This window comes from Wolbachia endosymbiont of Tuta absoluta, assembly GCF_059414725.1.
In genome coordinates this window covers 1-1021 of record NZ_JBNRJY010000376.1, presented here as the reverse complement: position 1 = coordinate 1021, position 1021 = coordinate 1, and the positions used below count along the sequence as shown (strand labels likewise).

The window sequence follows — 1021 nt, the reverse complement described above, 5'->3', positions numbered from 1 at the left end:
GTTATATTCATTGCAGTTACTGACTTTCATTCTTATTGGCATATTTTTCCTTTGTCGGCTAAATATCTATTTTATAACAAATTCCATCAGTAACTGCCTGTTCTTTCCTTGAGTGGTGCAACAAAGCCTGCTGGAATCCAGTTTTTCGTTTCATCAAATTTAGCATAACTCAAGTTTGCTTATAAATTTTTCTGGATGCCAGTGTCTGGGCACTGGCATGACATTATGGAATTTGAGCTCCAGTGTCAACTACTCTAATGATACCTGATTATGATGAAAGAAATCTAATGATTTATATAAACCCCATAGCATGTCGAACGAAGCTTTTTTTAAGAAAATCTGAATTTTCAACTACCATTAAACCAAGATTTCTCAGAACTTGAGCGCAAAGTATTCTGTTGGAAAATATTCTATTTAGTCCATCAGTTGCAAGTGCCATAGTAAAATTATCAAAGTATCTGTCATATGAAATTTTCTTCAATAGATAATTACTGCCAACATCAATGCCAGAGGATTTTGCAGCAGTTATTTGTCTAATAACACTCTCTACATCTCTCATTCCAAGGTTAAGTCCTTGACCTGCAACCGGGTGGATTGAATGTGCTGCATCGCCAATCAGCAAAATTCTGCTTTTATGCAGCTTTCTTGCAAAAGAAAAACTCAAAGGATAGAATCTTCTTTCACCCTCTAATTCAATTTCTCCCAAATAAGAACCAAATCTTTTTTTGAGTTCTATGACAAATTCCTCTTCGGATAAGCTCATCAGCATTTTTGAAATTTCGCATTTTTCTGTCAAAACTATTGAAGAAGTATAGCCACCTTTCATTGGCAAAATTGCAAATGGACCACCAGGAAAAAACCGCTCTACAGCTAAGTTTTGGTGATGTAATTCATGTTTTACATTAAATACCATGCTATTTTGTTTATAATCAAATTTTATCATTGGTATAGAAAACAACTCTGGCAACCTAGAGTTTTTACCTTCAGCACAGATAAATAGTGATGATATCAATTTTTGATC

Annotated in this window: 1 protein-coding gene; it reads right to left on the bottom strand. The window is 34.2% G+C overall.

Features of this window, described 5'->3' with window-relative positions; all coding sequences use genetic code 11:
* Nucleotides 1-292: 292 nt before the first annotated feature.
* Nucleotides 293-1021, bottom strand: a 729-nt coding sequence (locus tag ACJ5GX_RS04010; RefSeq protein ID WP_495292727.1) for an FAD-dependent monooxygenase, incomplete at its 5' end; no start/stop codon positions are given.